Source organism: Bradyrhizobium yuanmingense (assembly GCF_900094575.1).
Classification (GTDB): domain Bacteria; phylum Pseudomonadota; class Alphaproteobacteria; order Rhizobiales; family Xanthobacteraceae; genus Bradyrhizobium; species Bradyrhizobium yuanmingense.
Genome location: NZ_FMAE01000004.1, coordinates 256,777 through 273,343 on the forward strand (window position 1 = coordinate 256,777; position 16,567 = coordinate 273,343).

The following is a 16,567-nucleotide window of genomic DNA, read 5'->3' on the forward strand; positions in this document are numbered from 1 at the left end:
GACGATATCCAAGATCATGCAATCGCGAAAATCGGACGCCGCGACGATACCGTTTGTACACAAACGTGCAAGCGGTGCATGCCGCACTGCAGCGCGGGTGCCTTCTTTGTGGACAGTGCGGATAGGCAAATGAGGTTTTATGCGGCAGTGGCATCTTTTGCGCTGCACCGCCGCTTGACAGCGCCGGGGCAGCGCGCGCAACATCGTTCGTATACGAATGATAACAGCGGTGTCCGCCAGCTCCGACATGGTGACAGAAACGACGAGCGCCGTCATCGACAAGATCCGCTGCGATGCTTGTCCGGTGATGTGCTACATCAAGCCCGGCGCGGCGGGGGCCTGCGATCGCTATGCCAATCACGACGGCAAGCTGGTCCGCGTCGATCCGCATGTCATCCTGGAGCGCACCGTCTCTCACGGCGGCAAGCTCGTCCCGTTCAGCCGCACCGAGGACTGGGACGGCAAGATCGTCCACGAGCCCTCGACTTTCGTGACGGCGATCGGGGCAGGCACGACCTATCCCGACTACAAGCCGGCGCCTTTCATCGTCTCTGCGGAGGTCGAAGGCGTCGACATGGTGACGGTCGTCACCGAGGGCATCTTCTCCTATTGCGGCATCAAGGTGAAGATCGACACCGATCGCTATCTCGGCCCGGAGACCGCGACCGTGCGCGCGCAGGGCGAGGCGGTCGGCCATGTCACCACCAGCGAATACGGCTCGCAGATGCTCTCGCTAGGCGGCGTGCATCATCTCACCGGCGGCTCCAAGAAGGAGGGCCGCGTCACCTGCGACACGCTGATGGACCTCGCCAATTGCAAGGCGGTCGAGCTCACCATCGATGGCGGCGCCACCGTGGTGGTGCAGGCCGGGCAGCCGCCGATCGTCAACGGCGTGAAGGAAGAGCGCATGCGCGTCGGCTGCGGCTCGGCGACGATCGGCATGTTCGCCAAGCAATGGCACGGCAAGGTGGACGAAGTCGTCGTGGTCGATGACCACATCACCGGCGTGCTCAGCGAGCATCAAGCGGGCAAGCTGCTCGACATCGCCGACACCGGCATCAAGATGAAGGGCCGTCGCTCGACGCCCGGCCGCTATTTCCAGGTGGCCGATCCAGGCACGGGCTGGGGCGGCACCAACATCTCAGATCCCCTGTCGATCCTTGGCCCGTTCGATGCCAAGGAAGCAAAGCCCGGTCTGACCATGCTGATGGTCTCCACCACCGGAGAGCATTCATCCTATTACGTGCTCGACCAGGCCTTGAAGCCGGTCGAGACCGAGATGCCTGACGACTTGAAGTTCTCGGTCGAGCGCATCCAGGAAAATTGCGAGCCCGCGTTGTGCACGGTGTTGTTCATGGCGGGCGCGGGCGGCTCCTTGCGCGCTGGCGTCACCGACAACCCGGTGCGGCTGACGCGCTCGGTGAAGGATGCGCTGACGCGCGTCACCAGCGGCGGCGCGCCGGTCTATGTCTGGCCCGGCGGCGGCATCACCTACATGGTCGACGTGACGCAGATGCCGTCAGGCGCGTTCGGCTATGTGCCGACACCGGCCCTGGTCGCGCCGATCGAATTCACCATGAAGCTGTCCGACTATGCCGCGCTCGGTGGCCACATGGATTATGTGAAGCCGCTCTCCGAGGTGCAGAGCGGCGACGATGTCCGCCAATTGCCCTGGCAGAACCCGATTCCGGGGCCTCGCACATGACCAGGCGCCCGCAAATCGCATTGCTGTCTGATGGCCGGCGGCTGCATTTGCAGGATGGACCGATCGATCTGATCGTGGAGGCGAGGGGACGTACGGATGCGGTGCGGGTCGCCTATGAGGCTGCGGCGCTGCGGTTCACTGGATTGCTCGACGAGCTTTGCGCGGAATTGCCAGGGCTGCGTACGGCGGTCGAGGAGAAGACCTCGCTGAAGGGCGTTGTCGCCCGCCGCATGCACGCTGCCGTCGCGCCTTATGCCGCCGATTGCTTCATCACGCCGATGGCGGCCGTTGCCGGCAGCGTCGCGGAGGAGATTCTGGCCGCGATGCTGCGCGCTGCACCGCTCGATCGGATTTACGTCAACAATGGCGGCGACATCGCGCTGCATCTCGGTGTGGGCGAGCATTTTTCGGTCGGCCTGATGGATCGTCCCGACCACGACGGCGTGATGCGGAGGATGCGGATCGATGCGAACGATCCGGTGCGGGGCGTCGCGACCAGCGGTCGGCACGGCCGCAGCTTTTCGCTCGGGATCGCCGATGCCGTGACCGTGCTGGCCGCAACCGCTTCGCAGGCCGATGCGGCCGCGACCGTGATCGCCAATGCCGTCGATCTGCCCGGGCATCCCGCAATCATCCGACAGCCTGCGAACGAGCTTCAGCCCGACAGCGATCTGGGCGCGCGCCTCGTGACGCGCGGTGTCGGCGAGCTGTCTCACAATGAGATCGCCGCCGCGCTTGAATCTGGCGCGGAATGTGCACGGCAATTGTTCGATCGCGGACTGATCGAAGGTGCCGTGCTGCGGCTTTGTGGTGATATGCTTGTCATCGGAACAAAGGATATAGAAGAGCAACGATCGCGCCCGCGTGTGCTGGAGAACGCGATCCATGCCTGAACAGGGAAGCGAAACATGAGCGCGATCATCCGCAAGATCGTCACCGTCGTCGAAGAGACGCAGATGGAGATGGGACGCCAGGTGTCGCCGCCGACCCGGCGTGCCGCCGCGATCGCCGTGATCGAAAATCCTTTCGCCGGAAAATATGTCGAGGATCTTTCGCCGCTGATCGCGATCGGCGAGGAGCTGGGCGAGCTCTTATCGAAGCGCGCGGTGGCGGCGCTCGGCATCGATGGCGCCAAGGCACATAGCTACGGCAAGGCCGCGGCCGTCGGCGAGAACGGCGAGCTGGAGCATGCCGCCGCAATCCTCCACCCCAAGATGGGCGCGCCGGTGCGTAAAGTTCTGGGGAAGGGCGCGGCGCTGATCCCGTCCTCGAAGAAGCGCAGCGGCCCCGGCACGACCCTGGACATTCCGCTGGGGCACAAGGACGCAGCCTTCGTCCGCAGCCATTTCGACGGGATGGAGGTACAGATCAACGATGCGCCGCGCGCCAACGAGATCATGGTCGCTGTCGCCGTCACCGACAGCGGCCGTCCGCTGCCGCGCGTCGGCGGGCTGACGGTCGCGGAGATCAAGGGCGAAGACGGTCTGAGATAGAAGTCGTAGGCGAGTTCAAATTGGAGGTTGGGATGCGAGCAAGAAATACTATCGTCGGCGCGGCCTTCGCGCTTCTGGCAGGCGGCATGGCCCATTCGGCCCTGGCGCAGGACATCAAGATCGGCGAGATCAACAGCTATTCGCTGCTGCCGGCATTCACCGAGCCCTATCGCAAGGGCTGGCAGCTTGCGGTCGAGGAAGTCAACGCGGCCGGCGGCATCAACGGCAAGAAGCTCGTCGTCATCTCCAAGGACGACGGCGGCAAGCCGGCGGACGCGCAGACCGCGGCCAACGAGCTCGTCTCGAGCGAGGGCGTCGCGATGCTCGCGGGAACGTTCCTGTCGAACATCGGTCTTGCGGTCTCTGACTTCGCCAACCAGAAGAAGGTGTTCTTCCTCGCGGCCGAGCCGCTCACGGACGCCATCACCTGGTCCAAGGGCAACAAATACACCTTCCGCCTGCGTCCCTCCAACTACATGCAGGCGGCGATGCTGGTGGAAGCTGCCAGCAAGCTGCCGGCGAAACGCTGGGCGACGATCGCGCCGAACTACGAATACGGCCAGTCGGCGGTCGCGGTGTTCAAGAAGCTGATGTCGGAGAAGCGCCCCGACATCCAGTGGATCGACGAGCAATGGCCGCCGCAGGGCAAGATCGACGCCGGCCCGGTGGTGCAGGCGGTTGCCGCCGCCAACCCGGAAGCGATCCTCAACGTCACGTTCGGCGCGGATCTCGTCAAACTCGTGCGCGAAGGCAACACCCGCGGCCTGTTCAAGGGGCGCGAGGTCGTCTCCTTCCTCACCGGCGAGCCCGAATATCTCGACCCGCTCAAGGACGAGACGCCGGAGGGCTGGATCGTCACCGGCTATCCCTGGTACTCGATCAAGACGCCCGAGCATGACGCGTTCCTGAAGGCGTACCAGGCCAAGTACAACGACTATCCGCGTCTCGGCTCGATCGTCGGCTACCAGACCATCAAGTCGGCCGCCGCGATCCTGGCCAAGGCAGGATCGACCGATCCGGAGAAGCTGATTGCCGCGGCGGAGGGGCTTACGATGCCATCGCCGTTCGGCGAGATCACCTTCCGCAAGATCGACCACCAGTCGACGCTCGGGGCCTTCGTCGGCAAGACCGCGCTGAAGGACGGCAAGGGCGTGATGGTGGACTCGTCTTACAAGAAAGGCGCGGACTATCTGCCCAGCGATGCCGAAGTCGCGAAGTTGCGTCCGAAGGATTGATACAACAGAGACCGGGGCCTTCATGGTTCGAGACGCGCGGCGTCGCCGCGCTCCTCACTATGAGGGTCCCGGACCTCATCCTGAGGAGGCGCGGAGCGCCGTCTCGAAGGATGAAGACCAGCACCGAGACCTAACCAACCCGGACCGCCGATGGCCTTTTACGTCGTACAGTTTCTGACCGGTCTCGCCAGCGCAGCGTCGCTGTTTCTGGTGGCCTCGGGCCTGTCGATCATCTTCGGCGTGACCCGGATCGTGAATTTCGCGCATGGCGCCTTCTACATGATCGGCGCCTACATCGCCTTCACGCTGACCGAGCGCTTGTCCGGCGCGTTCGGCTTCTGGGGCGGCATCGTCCTGGCCGCGTTCGCGGTGGCGCTGATCGGCGTCATCGTCGAGATGGTGCTGCTCCGGCGCATCTATCATGCGCCCGAGCTGTTCCAGCTGCTCGCGACCTTCGGCCTGACCTTGATGGTCGAGGATCTCGTCGTGCTGATCTGGGGGCCCGACGATCTCGTCGGCCGCCGCGCGCCGGGCTTCAGGGGCGCGATCGATTTCTTCGGCCAGAACATTCCGAGCTACGACCTGTTCCTGATCGTGCTCGGTCCCGTCGTGCTCGGCATTCTCTGGCTGCTGTTCCAGCGCACGCGCTGGGGCGTCTTGGTGCGCGCGGCGACGCAGGATCGCGACATGGTGGCCGCGCTCGGCGTCAACCAAAAGTGGCTGTTCACGTCGGTGTTCGCTGTCGGTGTCTTCCTGGCAGCGCTCGGCGGCGCGCTCCAGATCCCGCGCGATGCCGTGCACCACGCCATGGACCTGCGCATCATCGTCGAGGTCTTCGTCGTGGTCGTGATCGGCGGCCTCGGCAGCATCGTCGGCGCCTTCGTCGCGGCGGTGCTGGTCTCCGAGCTGAATGCCTTCGGCATCCTGATCTTCCCGAAGATCTCGATCATTCTCGTCTTCCTGGTCATGGCCGTGGTGCTGATCGTGCGTCCCTGGGGCCTGTTCGGCAAGCCGGAGGCGGCCGCGCGCAAGACGCCGGGTCTCACCGTCAATCCTTGGCGGCCGCTGACGTCGAACGAGCGGCTGATGGCGCTTGCGGCGCTGATCGTCGCAGCGATGCTGCCGCTGTTCGCCGGCAACTATCTGCTGACCGTGGGCTCGGAGATCGCGATCTTCGTGATCTTCGCCGTCAGCCTGCACTTCCTGATGTCGGTCGGCGGCCTCGCATCGTTCGGGCACGCCGCCTATTTTGGCCTGGGCGCCTATGGCATCGCCTTCCTCGCCAAGATGGCGGGACTGCCGATGATCGTCTGCTTGCTGCTCGGGCCGCTGCTCGGCTGCATGGGCGCGGCCGTGTTCGGCTTCTTCGCGGTGCAGCTCTCCGGCGTCTATTTCGCGATGCTGACGCTCGCCTTCGCGCAGATCGTCTGGTCGATCGCGTTCCAGTGGGTGGACGTGACCGGCGGCGACAACGGCATTCTCGGCCTCTGGCCGTCGAGCTGGGCGGCAAGCCCGTCGCGCTTCTACTGGCTTTCGCTCGGCGTCGCGGCGCTGGTGACCGTCGCGCTGCGGACCATGGTGTTCTCGCCGTTCGGCTACGCGCTTCGTGCCACGCGCGACTCGGTTCTGCGCAGCGAAGCCATCGGCATCGATGCCAAGCGCATCCAGTGGACCGCCTTCGTGATCGCCGGCACGACCGCCGGCATCGGCGGTGCGCTGTTTGCCTACCTGAAGGGCAGCGTGTTCCCCGACAATCTCGGCATCTCGCTCTCGGTCGACGCGCTGGTCATGGTGCTGCTCGGCGGCGTCGAGACGGTGTCGGGCGCGGTGATCGGCGCCATCATCTACAAGGCTTTGAATATCTGGCTGGTGAGCCAGACCGATCTGTCGAAGCTCGTGCTTGGCGGCTTCATCATGCTGATCGTCGTCGTCTTCCCCAAGGGCATCGTCGGCACGCTGGAGATGCTGGCGCAGCGCCGCAAGAAAGCATCGCCGCCGGGATCAACTTTGCTCGCCAAGCCGATCGAGTCTGCCGAATGAGCGTCGCACCTCCACTTCTCGCGGTCGAAGGCCTGACCAAATCCTATGGTGGCATCCATGCCGTGCGCGGCGTCTCGTTCTCGCTGCGGGCCGGCGAGATCCTGGCGCTGATCGGGCCGAACGGCGCGGGAAAGAGCACCTGCTTCGACATGCTCAACGGCCAGAACATGCCTGACAGCGGGCACGTCCGCCTGCTCGGCGAGGAGATCACCGGCCGGAAGCCGCGTGAGGTCTGGCGGCTCGGCGTCGGCCGCACATTCCAGATCACCGCGACCTTTGCCACCATGACCGTGCGCGAGAACGTGCAGGTCGCGCTGATCTCGCACGGCAAGCAGCTGTTCAATCTGTTCGGCTCGGCGCCGAAGTTCGACCGCGACGAGGCCGGCCGCCTGCTCGAGCTGGTCGGCATGGGCGGCTATGCGGACCGGCCCTGCGGCGAGCTTGCCTATGGCGATCTCAAGCGGCTCGAGCTTGCGGTTGCGCTCGCCAACCAGCCCAAGCTGCTGCTGATGGACGAGCCGACGGCCGGAATGGCACCGCGCGAGCGCGTCGAATTGATGCGGCTGACCGCGCGCATTGCCCGGGAAAAATCCATCGGCGTTCTCTTCACCGAGCACGACATGGACGTGGTGTTCGAGCATGCCGACCGCATCCTCGTGCTCAACCGCGGGACGTTGATCGCGGAGGGCTCGCCGGCGGAAGTGCGCGGCAATCCCCAGGTGCAGGCGGTCTATCTCGGCGAGGGCCTTGTCTACGATGCCCGGCACCGCGAGGGAGCCTCCACATGAAGCTCACGGTGCAAGACCTCAACAGCCATTATGGTCCGGCGCATATCCTCTTCGACATCGGCTTCGAGGTCGGCGAGGGCGAGGTGGTGGCACTGCTGGGACGCAACGGCGCCGGCAAGTCGACGACGTTCCGGTCGATCGTCGGCCTCGTCGCGCAGCGCTCCGGCCGCATCACGTTCGAGGGCAAGGACGTCTCGTCGAAGCCGACACACGAGATCGTGCGCGATGGCCTCGGCTACGTGCCGGAGGAGCGTCGCATCTTCACGGACCTGACCGTCGAGGAAAACCTCGAAGTCGGCCGCCAGCCGAAGCGTCCGAACGCACCGCACTGGACGCGCGAAAAGCTGTTCGCGCTGTTTCCTAACCTCGGCGAGATGAAGAACCGCCCGGGCGGACGCATGAGCGGCGGCGAGCAGCAGATGCTCACCATCGCGCGCACGCTGATGGGCAATCCCTCGCTGGTGCTGCTGGACGAGCCGTCGGAGGGCCTGTCGCCGAAGATCGTGGAGCAGATGGTCGACGCCATCCTGACCATGAAGAAGGAAGGCGTCAGCATCGTCGTCTCCGAGCAAAATCTGCATTTCGCGCGGCTGATTTCGGATCGCGCCTACATCATCGAGCGCGGCCGCATCTGCTTCGGCGGCACCATGGCCGAGCTCGACGCGCGCCCGGATATCCGCGACGCGCATCTGTCGTTGTGAGGCAAGGGGAAGGGCTGCGAACGGATGGCGAGAAGCGTTGCGGCAAAGAAAAGTGTCAAACCGGCGAAACCGCCTTACGTGCTCGACGAACAGGTTGGCTTCATCCTGCGCCAGGTCTGGCAGCGCCACAGCTCGATCTTCGCCCGCGACATCGGCACCAATCTGACGCCGACGCAATGGGCGGCGCTGTCGAAACTGGCCGAGACCGGGCCGTGCTCGCAGAATCAGCTCGGGCGCCTGACGGCGATGGACGTCGCGACCATCAAGGGCGTGATCGATCGTCTCACCGCGCGCGGCCTCACCGAGACGAGCCAGGATCCCGAGGACGGCCGCCGCCTGCTGGTGAGCCTGACCCGCGCCGGACAGCAGCTTGCCGAAAAGCTGGCGCCGAACGCGCTGGCGATCACCCGCGAGACGCTGGCGCCGCTCGAGGCGAAAGAGCGCGAGACGCTGATGATGCTGCTGAACAAGCTCAGGTGAAGGTTTCGTAGGGCGGGCAGAGCGAAGCGTGCCCGCCATCCTTTCTCGAGTCGCAAAAATCGTGGGCACGGCACTTCGCGCCGTTTGACCACCCTACGGCAGTTGAACAAGGTGCCGGAACTGGCGACTAACCTTGATGAAGGGTTTATCGAGGTTTTGGTCATGAGAGTTGCGACGCGCTTTGCGGTTGTCTTGAGTTTTGCTGCCGTGCTCGTCGGCGAAAGCGCTCCCGCCTTGGCGGCGCAGCCTTACGAAGGCTTCTGGGCCTCGACCAAAAAGGACTGTCGCGACGACGACAGTCCCAACCGCATGAGCATCGAGGGCGGCAATCGCCTGTACTGGTATGAGACGCGGTGCCGCGCCAGCCAGATCACGGCCGACGGAAGGCTCGGCTGGAAAATGAAGCTGGCCTGCGAAGGCGAGGGCGAAAAATTTCGCTCCAATCCTCGCGTCTCTCTCGCTGCGGATGGCAGGCTGGTGATGGACAACGGTCCGGTTGGGCGGGCCAAGCGCCAGACCTATGTGCGCTGTGAGATTGCGAAGAAGCGCTGATCTCTTACGTCTTTCCCGGCCATTTGGCGCGGTAGCGGATTTCGCTGCCGTCACCAAGCCGCCGCCACGTTCCGAATTCCGGCGTATGCGGCGCCCGGGCCGTCAAATCGATCGGATAGATCCGGCTCGGCTGGCCCTGGATGGTGATGGCGAGCTGCCGGTGCGAGGTTCGAAACGCCAGCTCGACTTCGCCGGCGATAACCGCCTGGTCACCATCGCGATAGAACGCGGCCGGACTGACTTCGCCCGGCATGGTGTTGATGTCGGTTTGCAGTTCGATGGTGATGTCCTGCGCCGATGTCGGCACCGTTACTCCCGCCGGAAAGCGGACCTCGAACACGAGCAGGGGATTGGCGCCGTTGCGGTTGAGCCAGGGCGTTGCGGTCGCGTATGCGTACGCAATGTAGGCGCCGAGGCCGGCGGTGCAGAGCAGGGCGACGATGCCGAGCGACTTTAAGCTGTTCCGCGCGACGCCGCCGACGCCTGCGTCCTGCCCTGCATTTTTGCCTGAACGCGTCACGAGCCAATTGGCGAGGACCGCGCCGGCGATTGCACCGGTGGGCGAGTAGACGAACAGTCCCAGCAGACCCGATGTGATCGGGTCCGCACGGTTGCCGACATCGAGCAGAGAAAACAGCACAAAGATCGCGATATAGCCCGCCACCGCGCCAGCCACGCCCACGGCTATCCGTGATGGGTCCTTCATGTCAGCCTCGATGGTCGAACAATGAACTGCCGCCGCCGAGGGCTGCCTGCGTTAGACGCAACAGGCTTGCGACTTGTTCAATGCCTTCGAGGGACGGTGCGAGCGGCGGGCCGCTCCGGCTGCATCACTTCGCCACCACCTCCGGCACCTTGCCGGCGGGCGGCGTGTTGCGGCTGCGCTGGGTGCGGACGATGCCGTCGATGATGGTCATTCCGATGCCGGGGAGATCGCCGAGCTGAACGCTCTCCAGGATGTTCTTGCCCGGCGAGTGCTGGGCCTTGTCCATGATGACGAAGTCGGCGGAGCGGCCGACCTCGATCAGGCCGCAGTCGAGCTGGCGCATCCGGGCGGTGTTGCCGGTGGCAAGGCAGAATGCGATCTCGGCCGGGAGGTCGCCGAGCGAGGACAGCATCGAGACGATGCGCAGAATGCCGAGCGGCTGCACGCCGGAGCCGGCGGGCGCGTCGGTACCAAGGATGACGCGATGCAGGTCGCCCATCTCGCGGGCGGTGCGCAGCGTGAACAGGGCCGAGCGCTCATTGCCGTTGTGCACGAGCTCAAGGCCGCGCTTGCAGCCCTCGCAGATGCAGCGGATCTGGTCGTCGGGCAGGGCGGTGTGGCCGCCGTTGATGTGACCGACCACGTCGGTGTCGGCCTCCAGCACCACGTCCTTGTCGATCAGGCCGGAGCCGGGAATCGAGGGGCCGCCGGTGTGGATGGTGCTCTGGATGCCGTATTTGCGCGCCCAGCCGACCATTTTCCGCGCGGTCGGGCCGTCCTTGACGCCGCCAAGGCCGACCTCGCCGAGCAGCTTGACGCCGTTGGCCGCCATCTCCTTGAAGTCTTCTTCCACCATCTCGCATTCGATCACCGGCGCGCCAGCGTGAACCTTCACGCCGCCGGGGCGCAAGGTCCAGAATGCGCGCTGGGCGAACACGGCCATGGCCTTGAGGCCGACGACGTCGCGGGGGCGGCCAGGCATGTGCACCTCGCCGGCGGAGATCATGGTGGTGACGCCGCCGTGGAGATAGCTGTCGATCCAGTTGATCTGGTTCTGCCGCGGCGTCCAGTCGCCGGCGACAGGGTGGACGTGGCTGTCGATCAGGCCCGGCGCCACCGTGGTGCCGTTGGCGTCGACGATGGTGGTGGCGCCTTCGGTATTGACCTCCTTGAAGCGGCCGATCGCGCTGATCTTGCCGTTCTCGGCGACGATGGTGTCGCCGTCCAGGATCGGCTTTTCCAAAGCGCCGGACAGGATCAGGCCGATATTGCGGATCACCAGCTTCGAGGGTCCGGTGGCCTGGGGTGCGTCATGCGCCATGGAAGGGCTCCTTATTCCTAACTGCAACGCTTCCGATCTTGGGCAGCCTTGACCGCGGGATCAAGCCGGATTATTCATTAGTATACGAATGATCGTGTACAAACGACGCATAGCTGCCGGCCTCGGAACCGCAATCGACGCGACAGGGAAGGTGCGATGAGCAATTTCAATCAAGAAAGCGTTTTGAGCGTCCACCACTGGACCGATACGCTCTTCTCCTTCAAGACCACCCGCAACCCGACCTTCCGCTTCCGTAACGGCGAATTCACCATGATCGGGCTCAAGGTCGGCGAGAAGCCGCTGCTGCGGGCCTACAGCGTCGCCAGCGCCAATTACGAGGACACGCTGGAATTCTTCTCGATCAAGGTGCCGGACGGACCGCTGACCTCGCGCCTCCAACATCTGAAGGAAGGCGACGAGATCATCGTCAGCCGCAAGGCCACCGGCACACTGGTGATCGACAATCTGGAAGAGGGACGTAACCTCTACCTGATCGGCACCGGCACGGGTCTTGCGCCGTTCCTGAGCGTGATCAAGGATCCCGAGACCTACGAGCGGTTCGAGAAGGTGGTGCTGCTGCACGGCTGTCGGCACGTCAAGGAGCTCGCCTATGGCGAGATGATCACCGAGCATCTGCCGAAGGACGAGCTGCTCGGCGAGTACATCCAGAACCAGCTGATCTACTATCCGACCGTGACGCGCGATCCCTTCCGCAATCGCGGCCGCATCACCGATCTCATCACCTCAGGCAAGCTGTTCGCCGATATCGGCCTGCCGGTGCTGGAAGCCGCCCATGACCGCGTCATGATCTGCGGCAGCCCGGCCCTTGTGGCGGACACCCGCGTCCTCCTGGGTGAGCGCGGCTTCGTCGAGGGCAATCACGGCGAGCCTGCCCAGTTCGTGGTCGAGAAGGCCTTCGCCGAGCGCTGAAGCGTTTTCGAGCGAAGTGGATACCGGTTCGCGTCAAGAAGACCCGCCCAAATAAGAATCTAGGGCCCCGTTGCGGGGGCTCCAGATCCGGAATTTCTGCGCGAGAAGATCGCATTTTCGCCACCGCCGGGGCGTTGCGGCGCCGATTCGGCGCACGATACTATGTGGGACCGAATCAGCGGAGTTCCCACATGGTTGCGGACAGCGACAGCAACATCGCCTGGCACCGGGTTCAGTTGAAGAAGAACCGCGCCGAGCTGAAGGCGCTGGAGACCGCGCGCTTCACGATGGGCGAGATCGCCACCTCGAAGCGCAACGGCCAGACGCAGAAGACGATCGCGGAACTCAAGCGCAAGATCGCACAGTCGGAGCGCGCCATCGCCGATCACGACAAACGGACGCGCCGTCCACTCGCAACCGACCTGCAGAGCCTCAGCAATGGCAGCTGGAGCCATTGGGACGCCTACACCCAACAGCAGCGCAAGAGCGGCCAGCGCTCCTCCGGGCGCGGATAGCCGCGGCTCGCCACGCCCGCGGCCGACGAGCAGACGCGCCCTTGCGCCGGCCGCGCCGCGCACCATCTCGGTGATACGCCACCAATCGTTCCGGTGATCCCATGACAGTGCGCCTCGATTTCACCAGCGAGGCCTTCTTTCGCGATCCGCCCAAGGCGATCGCGAAATTGCGAATGTCCGCACCCGTGGTCGCGACGCGGTTTCCCATCGTCGGCAATGTCTGGATCACCACGACCCATGACGCCACCGCGCAGGTCCTGAAGGACGGCGCGACCTTCACCTTGCGCAAGGAGGATGGCGATATCGCGGGCTTGCGCTGGTGGATGCCGAGGTTCGTCAGGACCATCGCCAACAACATGCTGACGATGGACGAGCCGGATCACACGCGGCTGCGCAGCATCGTCGACGAAGCGTTTCGCCGCCGCGCGATCGTTGCGATGGAGCCGCGCATCCGGGCCATCGCTGACGGTCTGGCCGACGAGCTGTTCGCGCAAGGATCCCCGGCCGATCTGGTCCAGCGCTATGCGCGCATCCTGCCGCTCGCGGTGATCTCCGAGCTGCTCGGCCTGCCGCTGGCAGATCGTCCAAAGTTCATCGCCTGGGCCAACGCGATATCCTCGCTGACGAATGTCGTCAGCTTCTTCCGCCTGCTGTTCGCGGTGCGCAAGATGCGCGCCTACCTCGAGCAGCAGTTGCAGATCGCGCGTGTGCAGGGCGGCGAGGGGCTGATTGCCGAACTGGTTCAGGTCGAGCGCGAAGGCGGCCAGATCACGCCGGATGAAATGGTCTCGATGGTGTTTCTGTTGCTCGGGGCGGGATCGGAAACCACCACCCATCTCATCAGCGGTTCCATCTACGAGCTGCTCAGGAATCCCGAGCTGCGCGACTGGCTGGAACAGGATTGGAGCCGCGTCGGGCTCGCGGTCGAGGAGTTTCTGCGCTTCGTCTCGCCCGTGCAATTCTCCAAGCCACGCTACGTGCGGCGCGATGTCGAGGTCGAGGGCGTGCGCCTGAAGAAGGGCGATCGCGTCATGGTGATGCTCGCCGCTGCGAACATGGATCCCGCGGTACATGATCGTCCCGAGACCCTCGATCTCGAACGCAAGCCGAACCGCCATATCTCGTTCGGCACGGGAATCCACTTCTGTCTCGGCCATCAGCTCGCGCGCATCGAGGCGGCCTGTGCGCTGGAGGCGCTGTTCGTGCGTTGGCCGAAATTGAGTCTTGCCGTCGATGCCGCTGAAATCCGCTGGCGCAGGCGGCCGTGCTTGCGCGCGATCGCGAAGCTTCCCGTCACGGCAGAGGGCCGCGGAACAGAGGCGACTGCACGCAGCGGAACGAGGGGCGATCGTTCCCTCATCGCGACGAACTGACGCCGGCGAGGCCCTTTCGGAAAATCTTCGCCTGTTGTGATCGGCCAGGAACGGTGTGCCGTTCGTGCTGTTGTCATCCCGACATGGCGCGGAGGGGAGTTCCTTGGGGCGCATGTCGCAGATCGACGTCTTAACGGGAGACAAGATCATGGCCAGCAAGATGCCACCTGTTCCACCGGACAATCAGAGCCGCAAGGGAACCGGCGATCGCAAGCAGATGTCCGCCGATCAGATGCCACACGGTCAGGAGCGTGTACAGAATCCGGATCAGCAGGGAGAGCAGGGCAACATCAAGCAGAACACGACCAACCAAGGCTATCAGCAAGATCGCTGAGGAGGACGACATTCATGTCGACATCCACGAAGACACCGAACAGCATTCGACAGGGCGGACCCGGCGCCTCGCATGAGAACGCGAAGGCACCGCTTCAGGTGAAGAAGCCGCCGGCGGACGATCCGCAGCGCAGCCACAGCCGGGTTTCCGGCGGCGGTGGCGAGCGCGACTCCCATCACACGCACGACGAGGCCGGAAAGGGCGGAGGCAGGTGACATGACCAACAAGCAACCCAAGCTGTACGCGCCGACCGAGAAGGACCTGCATGACAACCCCCTGATCGGCGGATCCAAGGGCGCGAACAGGGCAGGCGTTTCGCCTGACGACCTCGAGGACGTCTTGGGCGAGAACACGATCGAAGGCGACGTCGAAAACGACGTGAACGCCGGTGGCGGTATCGACAAGGATATCGCGCGGAGCGGTTCGCCCCGAAGAGGCCGGTAAGATTGGAGGCCCACAATGCAGGGCAAGAAGACTCACGAACAGCAAGTGCGCATCCTCGAGCGGAAGCCAGATGTTCCGGATGCGCGAGAACTCGAGCAGGCCGCCGGTCATAACCCGCAAGATACGCGCGTCCATCGTGCCAACCCCGAAGCTCGTCATAGCGAGTTTCCGGTGAGCCGCGGCGGCCTCAACCAGGAAAGCGATCACAACAAGCACAACGATCCCGGCCAGAGCGGCCACAAGCCGCCCAAACCGACGGCGGCACAACAGAAGCACTAAATCATCGGAAGAGAGGAGAGACTGATGCCTGGTGGGCATGGCAGCAAGACGCACTTCAGATCGGGCATGCATGGCAAGGGCGACGGCACCGGCGCATTGACCGACGTGCCGAAGGAGATGATCGGCGACAACATGGTCCTGTCCAACCGAGACAAGAAACAGCATTCGGACATTCGTGGCATGGACGGCAAGTCCATCCAGACCGAACAATATCAGGACCACGCAGCAAACCGGTTCGCTGAGAAGCCGGAGGCCGACGAGACCTGAGAGGACGTTCCTTCCGCCAACTTGCGGACCGGTGTTCAGCCGGTCCGCTTTTTTGTGGGCGCAACGTCACGCTCCCAGCCGAACACCGAACGGCCGTCGAGCTCCGGTGAGGCCGCTCGTTCACCGGCGATGAAAGCATCGACTGAGGGGCCGCGCGCGGTCCTCTCCAACCGCCGTGCCTGGTCGTCGAGGCGTTTGATCGCCTGCATCTCCTCGTCGCGTCCGAGCTTCGCGTTTCGGATCGCGCCCTTCAGCACCCGGATGGTCTCGTCATAGACCTTGATCGGAACGGGGTAGGGATGCCGGTCCTTGCCGCCATGGGCGAGCGAGAAACGGGCGGGGTCGGTGAAGCGATAGGGCGCGCCGTGCACGACCTCAGCGACCATGGCTAGCGAGCGCACGGTGCGCGCGCCGACGCCCGGCGTCAGCAGCAGCTCCGGGAAATCGACCGGGCCGCGCTCGGCTGCGGCGGCGAGCGTGCCGTGCAGGCGGCGCGCGAACACGTCCTTCGGCCGCACATCATGATGCGCAGGCATGATCAGATGCGGCAGCATGCCTTGCGCCGGCGTGGACGGGGTCCCCGCGAGCCGCTCGAATTCGGAGACGATGCGATCCGGGCCGAGGTCGGAGAGCAGCTCGAGCTGTGCCGTCCGAGACAGATCGGCGCGATGATCGGTGAGATTGACGATCTCGCCCTGCTGCGGCCCGTCGATTGCGCTGTGCGGCGTATCGACAAAGCTCTTCAGTGCCTCGGAGTGCCAGTGATAGCGCCGCGCCTGCCGCTTGTCGCCGTTCATGCCCTGCTGCACCACCGTCCATTTGCCCTCAGTGGTGACGAAGAAGCCGTGCAGATAAAGGTCAAAGCCGTCCTGGACCGCGGCGCTGTCGACCTTGGCGACCAGACGGCTGGCCCGGGTCAGCTTGACGCCGTCGAATCCGACGCGGTCGCCGAGCTGCAACAGCTCGTCCGGCGTCTTGCGCGAATGCTGACCGCGACCGCCACAGACGTAAATCCCGAGCTCGTCCTGGAGCGGTCCGAGCCCGCGCTTCAGCGCGCCGATCACGGAGGTGGTGATGCCGGAGGAGTGCCAGTCCATTCCCATCACGGCGCCAAACGACTGGAACCAGAATGGATGCGACAGGCGCTGTAGAAATGCGTCGCGGCCGTAATGATGCACGATCGCCTGGGTGACGATCGCCCCGAGCGAGGACATGCGACTTGCCAGCCAGGGCGGAACCCGCCCGGTGTGAAGAGGAAGATCGGCGCTGCCGGTTCGTCGAGTCATGGCGACAAGCCTAGCGCAGCTCAGCGACGGTTGCACCTGCGGGATGCTGCATTGCACGGGGCGGGGGAGCGAAGCCGGCCGGGATGCGTTGTGCGGGTTGCGTGAATGCAATGATGGG

Annotated in this window: 20 protein-coding genes; 17 read left to right on the top strand and 3 right to left on the bottom strand. The window is 64.6% G+C overall.

The window, feature by feature from the left end; all coding sequences use genetic code 11:
- Positions 1-247 precede the first annotated feature (247 nt).
- From GA0061099_RS14680 to GA0061099_RS14720, 9 genes are all read left to right on the top strand, one after another.
- Positions 248-1,705 (top strand): 6-hydroxynicotinate reductase, encoded by a 1,458-nt coding sequence (locus GA0061099_RS14680; RefSeq protein ID WP_193375175.1) that lies wholly within the window; start codon positions 248-250, stop codon positions 1,703-1,705.
- Positions 1,702-2,598 carry a UPF0280 family protein gene (locus GA0061099_RS14685; RefSeq protein ID WP_036022330.1) on the top strand — a complete coding sequence of 299 codons (897 nt, stop codon included), beginning with the start codon at positions 1,702-1,704 and terminating at the stop codon, positions 2,596-2,598. The genes GA0061099_RS14680 and GA0061099_RS14685 overlap by 4 nt, the downstream gene beginning before the upstream one ends.
- A gap of 15 nt (positions 2,599-2,613) precedes the next feature.
- Complete coding sequence (locus GA0061099_RS14690) at positions 2,614-3,198, top strand: amino acid synthesis family protein (RefSeq protein ID WP_025035619.1); 585 nt, start codon at positions 2,614-2,616, stop codon at positions 3,196-3,198.
- A 32-nt stretch (positions 3,199-3,230) separates the two neighbouring features.
- The gene (locus tag GA0061099_RS14695) at positions 3,231-4,433 is read left to right on the top strand and encodes an ABC transporter substrate-binding protein (RefSeq protein ID WP_036022333.1); all 1,203 of its coding nucleotides are present in this window, start codon (positions 3,231-3,233) and stop codon (positions 4,431-4,433) included.
- A 150-nt stretch (positions 4,434-4,583) separates the two neighbouring features.
- Positions 4,584-6,473, top strand: coding sequence for an ABC transporter permease (locus GA0061099_RS14700; protein WP_036022335.1), 1,890 nt, complete (start codon positions 4,584-4,586; stop codon positions 6,471-6,473).
- Positions 6,470-7,261, top strand: a complete 792-nt coding sequence (locus tag GA0061099_RS14705) for an ABC transporter ATP-binding protein (RefSeq protein ID WP_036001349.1) — start codon at positions 6,470-6,472, stop codon at positions 7,259-7,261. The genes GA0061099_RS14700 and GA0061099_RS14705 overlap by 4 nt, the downstream gene beginning before the upstream one ends.
- Positions 7,258-7,962: an ABC transporter ATP-binding protein gene (locus GA0061099_RS14710; protein ID WP_036022338.1), complete on the top strand. Its 705-nt coding sequence runs from the start codon at positions 7,258-7,260 to the stop codon at positions 7,960-7,962. Before GA0061099_RS14705 ends, GA0061099_RS14710 begins: the two co-directional genes overlap by 4 nt.
- A 24-nt stretch (positions 7,963-7,986) precedes the next feature.
- Positions 7,987-8,442, top strand: coding sequence for a MarR family winged helix-turn-helix transcriptional regulator (locus GA0061099_RS14715; RefSeq protein ID WP_036001344.1), 456 nt, complete (start codon positions 7,987-7,989; stop codon positions 8,440-8,442).
- Positions 8,443-8,604: 162 nt separating this feature from the next.
- Positions 8,605-8,994, top strand: a complete 390-nt coding sequence (locus GA0061099_RS14720) for a hypothetical protein (protein WP_036022340.1) — start codon at positions 8,605-8,607, stop codon at positions 8,992-8,994.
- Between the two features lie 4 nt (positions 8,995-8,998).
- Here the strand turns inward: GA0061099_RS14720 and GA0061099_RS14725 are convergent, their stop codons facing one another.
- Both GA0061099_RS14725 and GA0061099_RS14730 read right to left on the bottom strand, forming a co-directional pair.
- Positions 8,999-9,700, bottom strand: a complete 702-nt coding sequence (locus tag GA0061099_RS14725; RefSeq protein WP_036022343.1) for a hypothetical protein — start codon at positions 9,698-9,700, stop codon at positions 8,999-9,001.
- Between the two features lie 124 nt (positions 9,701-9,824).
- A complete protein-coding gene (locus GA0061099_RS14730) occupies positions 9,825-11,021 on the bottom strand; it encodes an amidohydrolase family protein (protein ID WP_036022345.1) in 1,197 nt (398 codons plus the stop codon).
- Positions 11,022-11,177: 156 nt separating this feature from the next.
- On the opposite strand from GA0061099_RS14730, the gene GA0061099_RS14735 reads away from it, so the two are divergent.
- From GA0061099_RS14735 to GA0061099_RS14770, 8 genes are all read left to right on the top strand, one after another.
- Positions 11,178-11,951 carry a ferredoxin--NADP reductase gene (locus tag GA0061099_RS14735; RefSeq protein ID WP_036022348.1) on the top strand — a complete coding sequence of 258 codons (774 nt, stop codon included), beginning with the start codon at positions 11,178-11,180 and terminating at the stop codon, positions 11,949-11,951.
- 191 nt (positions 11,952-12,142) lie between these two features.
- Positions 12,143-12,466, top strand: a complete 324-nt coding sequence (locus GA0061099_RS14740) for a hypothetical protein (protein ID WP_036001330.1) — start codon at positions 12,143-12,145, stop codon at positions 12,464-12,466.
- A gap of 101 nt (positions 12,467-12,567) precedes the next feature.
- Positions 12,568-13,839, top strand: a complete 1,272-nt coding sequence (locus GA0061099_RS14745; RefSeq protein WP_074447865.1) for a cytochrome P450 — start codon at positions 12,568-12,570, stop codon at positions 13,837-13,839.
- 148 nt (positions 13,840-13,987) lie between these two features.
- On the top strand, positions 13,988-14,173 hold the full coding sequence (locus GA0061099_RS14750; protein WP_036022421.1) for a hypothetical protein: 186 nt from the start codon (positions 13,988-13,990) through the stop codon (positions 14,171-14,173).
- 14 nt (positions 14,174-14,187) lie between these two features.
- The gene (locus tag GA0061099_RS14755; RefSeq protein WP_036001325.1) at positions 14,188-14,388 is read left to right on the top strand and encodes a hypothetical protein; all 201 of its coding nucleotides are present in this window, start codon (positions 14,188-14,190) and stop codon (positions 14,386-14,388) included.
- 1 nt (position 14,389) lies between these two features.
- Complete coding sequence (locus tag GA0061099_RS14760; protein WP_036022351.1) at positions 14,390-14,617, top strand: hypothetical protein; 228 nt, start codon at positions 14,390-14,392, stop codon at positions 14,615-14,617.
- A gap of 15 nt (positions 14,618-14,632) precedes the next feature.
- Positions 14,633-14,896, top strand: coding sequence for a hypothetical protein (locus GA0061099_RS14765; RefSeq protein WP_036022354.1), 264 nt, complete (start codon positions 14,633-14,635; stop codon positions 14,894-14,896).
- Between the two features lie 24 nt (positions 14,897-14,920).
- Complete coding sequence (locus tag GA0061099_RS14770; protein ID WP_036022356.1) at positions 14,921-15,163, top strand: hypothetical protein; 243 nt, start codon at positions 14,921-14,923, stop codon at positions 15,161-15,163.
- A gap of 35 nt (positions 15,164-15,198) precedes the next feature.
- Here GA0061099_RS14770 and GA0061099_RS14775 read toward each other — a convergent pair whose 3' ends face one another.
- The gene (locus tag GA0061099_RS14775) at positions 15,199-16,449 is read right to left on the bottom strand and encodes a DUF763 domain-containing protein (protein ID WP_036022358.1); all 1,251 of its coding nucleotides are present in this window, start codon (positions 16,447-16,449) and stop codon (positions 15,199-15,201) included.
- Between the last annotated feature and the right edge of the window lie 118 nt (positions 16,450-16,567).

Bases quoted from the DNA above. Each gene is read 5' to 3' on its own strand.
- GA0061099_RS14730 (WP_036022345.1), bottom strand. From the start codon at position 11,021: ATGGCGCATGACGCACCCCAGGCCACCGGACCCTCGAAGCTGGTGATC.
- GA0061099_RS14725 (WP_036022343.1), bottom strand. From the start codon at position 9,700: ATGAAGGACCCATCACGGATAGCCGTGGGCGTGGCTGGCGCGGTGGCG.
- GA0061099_RS14680 (WP_193375175.1), top strand. From the start codon at position 248: ATGGTGACAGAAACGACGAGCGCCGTCATCGACAAGATCCGCTGCGAT.
- GA0061099_RS14740 (WP_036001330.1), top strand. From the start codon at position 12,143: ATGGTTGCGGACAGCGACAGCAACATCGCCTGGCACCGGGTTCAGTTG.
- GA0061099_RS14715 (WP_036001344.1), top strand. From the start codon at position 7,987: ATGGCGAGAAGCGTTGCGGCAAAGAAAAGTGTCAAACCGGCGAAACCG.
- GA0061099_RS14690 (WP_025035619.1), top strand. From the start codon at position 2,614: ATGAGCGCGATCATCCGCAAGATCGTCACCGTCGTCGAAGAGACGCAG.
- GA0061099_RS14705 (WP_036001349.1), top strand. From the start codon at position 6,470: ATGAGCGTCGCACCTCCACTTCTCGCGGTCGAAGGCCTGACCAAATCC.
- GA0061099_RS14720 (WP_036022340.1), top strand. From the start codon at position 8,605: ATGAGAGTTGCGACGCGCTTTGCGGTTGTCTTGAGTTTTGCTGCCGTG.
- GA0061099_RS14770 (WP_036022356.1), top strand. From the start codon at position 14,921: ATGCCTGGTGGGCATGGCAGCAAGACGCACTTCAGATCGGGCATGCAT.
- GA0061099_RS14760 (WP_036022351.1), top strand. From the start codon at position 14,390: ATGACCAACAAGCAACCCAAGCTGTACGCGCCGACCGAGAAGGACCTG.
- GA0061099_RS14775 (WP_036022358.1), bottom strand. From the start codon at position 16,449: ATGACTCGACGAACCGGCAGCGCCGATCTTCCTCTTCACACCGGGCGG.
- GA0061099_RS14745 (WP_074447865.1), top strand. From the start codon at position 12,568: ATGACAGTGCGCCTCGATTTCACCAGCGAGGCCTTCTTTCGCGATCCG.
- GA0061099_RS14735 (WP_036022348.1), top strand. From the start codon at position 11,178: ATGAGCAATTTCAATCAAGAAAGCGTTTTGAGCGTCCACCACTGGACC.
- GA0061099_RS14755 (WP_036001325.1), top strand. From the start codon at position 14,188: ATGTCGACATCCACGAAGACACCGAACAGCATTCGACAGGGCGGACCC.
- GA0061099_RS14750 (WP_036022421.1), top strand. From the start codon at position 13,988: ATGGCCAGCAAGATGCCACCTGTTCCACCGGACAATCAGAGCCGCAAG.
- GA0061099_RS14765 (WP_036022354.1), top strand. From the start codon at position 14,633: ATGCAGGGCAAGAAGACTCACGAACAGCAAGTGCGCATCCTCGAGCGG.
- GA0061099_RS14685 (WP_036022330.1), top strand. From the start codon at position 1,702: ATGACCAGGCGCCCGCAAATCGCATTGCTGTCTGATGGCCGGCGGCTG.
- GA0061099_RS14695 (WP_036022333.1), top strand. From the start codon at position 3,231: ATGCGAGCAAGAAATACTATCGTCGGCGCGGCCTTCGCGCTTCTGGCA.
- GA0061099_RS14700 (WP_036022335.1), top strand. From the start codon at position 4,584: ATGGCCTTTTACGTCGTACAGTTTCTGACCGGTCTCGCCAGCGCAGCG.
- GA0061099_RS14710 (WP_036022338.1), top strand. From the start codon at position 7,258: ATGAAGCTCACGGTGCAAGACCTCAACAGCCATTATGGTCCGGCGCAT.